This is a genomic window from Paractinoplanes deccanensis (assembly GCF_016862115.1).
GTDB classification, from domain to species: domain Bacteria; phylum Actinomycetota; class Actinomycetes; order Mycobacteriales; family Micromonosporaceae; genus Actinoplanes; species Actinoplanes deccanensis.
The window spans coordinates 1-2594 of the sequence record NZ_BOMI01000100.1; the positions used below are offsets into that span (position 1 = coordinate 1).

General features: G+C 74.4%; 2 protein-coding genes. Both read left to right on the forward strand.

Annotated features, from left to right (window positions below):
* Positions 1-747 precede the first annotated feature (747 nt).
* Positions 748-1848: a S8 family peptidase gene (locus Ade02nite_RS25350; RefSeq protein WP_203768850.1), complete on the forward strand. Its 1101-nt coding sequence runs from the start codon at positions 748-750 to the stop codon at positions 1846-1848.
* Between the two features lie 180 nt (positions 1849-2028).
* The coding region (locus tag Ade02nite_RS25355; protein WP_203768852.1) for a hypothetical protein at positions 2029-2594 on the forward strand (566 nt) is incomplete at its 3' end.

The following is a 2594-nucleotide window of genomic DNA, read 5'->3' on the forward strand; positions in this document are numbered from 1 at the left end:
CGGTCGTGGTGTGCCTGGCGTGGGCTTGCCTGGCGCCGCCGGTCGCGGCGTGCCCGGCGTGGGCGCGCCTGGTGCGACCGGGCGCGGCGTGTCGGGCGTCCGAGCTGGATCCACGGGCCGCGTCTCCGGGCCGGCGGGCCGCGGGAGCGGGGAGATCGGTGGCGGATCGGGCCGGCCGAGCTCGACCGCACCCGGCGGACCGCAGCTCGCGGGAGCCGCCGGTCGCGGACTGCCCGGCATCGGCGGCGCACCCGGCGCGGGCGTCCGCGGGAGCCGCTCCGGCCGTCGGTCTTCCTCCGGCGTGGGCGAGCAGATGACCGGCGGCGCCCCGGATCCGGTCGGTGGTTCCGCGGCCGGTGCGCCCGGCCCCGGGAACGCCCCGATCGGCGCGCCGGCCGTCACCCGGCCCGGGCCGGCCGGCTCCGGTGCTGTCCGATCCCGGCCGGCGCGTGTCCCGCGCCCTTCGTGGCTGCCGGACGATCCGGTCGGCCCCGACCGTCACCAGGTCCCGCAGCCGGCGCAGACGCAGGGCGCCCCGCGTCGCGCGCGCGGTCCCGAGGCGCCCGTCGGATACGAACCGGACAACGCATGGCAGGTCGCCGAGGGCGTCGCTCCGGTCATCGTCCCCGATCGGAACGACGACCGGCACGACCCCGGTCCGCAGGTGATAGGCCGCCGCGGGTGATGTGGTCCGGGCGCCGTCCCCTCCGGTTCGTTGTGGACGGTGCCCGCGCTGATCGGCGTGCCATGAGCGGTCCGGCCTGGGCGGGACGGCTCGGCGCGGCATCCGCCGCCATCATTCTCCTCCTGCTGGTCACAGGCGTTCCCGCGCGGGCCGACGGCTGGCGCGAGCGGCAGTGGTACTTCGCGCCCATGAAGCTTGCTCAAGCTCAGCGCCTGGCCAACGGCGGCGCCGGCGTGACCGTCGCGGTTCTCGACACCGGGATCGACGGGCGGCATCAGGATCTGCGGGGTGCTGTGGTCGCCGGGCGGTACACGCCGCGGGACGAGCCGGCCGGCAACACGACCAGTGGGCCGCACGGCACGGCCATGGCGACGCTGATCGCGGGGCGCGGGCACGGCGACGGGGACGGGCTGCTGGGGGTGGCACCGCGGAGCAAGGTCATGCCGATACGGCCGGTCATGGATCACACGCTGGTGGTCGAGGGGATCGAGTGGGCGATCCAGCGCGGCGCCAAGGTGATCAACATGTCGTTCGAGCTGGATTCGGACGGGACCTTGGAGAAGGCGGTGGCCAAGGCTGCCGCGGCCGATGTCGTGCTGGTGGCGGCGGCCGGCAACGAGAACAGTGGGGTGTCCGCGCCGGCCCGCTATCCGGGGGTGATCGCGGTCGGGTCGGTGGGCCGTGACAACAAGGTCGCCGGCTTCTCCAACCATGGTCCGGAGCTCGACGTGGTCGCCTACGGCATGGGCATTCCCGTGGCGAGGCCGGGCAACTCGTACGCCGTCACGAACGGCACCAGCGTCTCGTCGGCGATCGTGGCGGGCGCTGTGGCGCTGGTGCGCGCGCGATATCCGGACATGTCCGCGGCCGAGGTCGTCGATCGGATCTTGGACACCGCGATCGACCGGGGGCCGGCGGGGCGCGACGACCGGTACGGGGCGGGGCAGCTCGACGTGCTGGCCGCGCTGACGGCGAAGCGTACCGCCGAGACCGCGAGCCCCGCCCCGGCCCGGGTGACGGATGTGCCGGTGGGAGCGCCTGCCGCGGCGGCGTCCACGAGCGACGGACGCCTCCCGCCGTTGCTGATCGTGGCCGTCGGGTCACTCATGTTGATCGTCGCGCTGGTCCTCCTGGTGATGCTCCGGGTGCGCCGAAACTCCTGATCAAGACCCGGATCGGATGATCGGAGGGGATTCGTGGGGTCGAATGGGTGCCGGGTTCTGCGCTACTCTCGGTGTCAGCCGGAGATCGGGGGAGCGCCGGTGAATCCATCCGCCCAAGCACAACGCAAAACGGACGTACCGCCTGATAGGGATGCGCGTCTCGCCGACGCGCGCAGGTTTGTGTCCGATGTCGAGTCGGCGCCGAGCCACGCGCACCGCATCACCGGCCCGGACCGGACGGGCACCGCCTTTGCGGTGGTCGACTCCGTGGGCCGCTTCGTCGACATCGGACTGTTGCCCGGCTGGTGGCTCGCGCTGGGTCCCGACCGGGTGGCGGCCGGCCTGATCGAGGCGCTGGAGTCGGCACGCATGAAGGCGGCGCTGGTGCCGCTGATCCTGCGCCGAAACGGCGGCCGCACAACAGCGATCGGCGGCGATCCCGAGGCCCGCGGCGGCGATTCCGAGGCCCGCGGCGGCGATTCCGAGGCGCGCGGCGGCGATTCCGAGGCGCGCGGCGGCGAGCCCGAGGCGCGCGGCAGCGATCCCGAGACGCGCGGTGGCGAGCGCGAGGCGAGCGGCGGCCGCCACAGAGCGGAGCCCGAACCGACGCAGACGCCGACACCGACGCAGACGCCGACACCGACGCAGACGCCGACACCGACGCAGACGCAGACGCAGACGCAGACGCCGACGCCGACGCCGACGCAGACGCCGACGCCGACGCAGACGCAGACGCCGACGCCGAC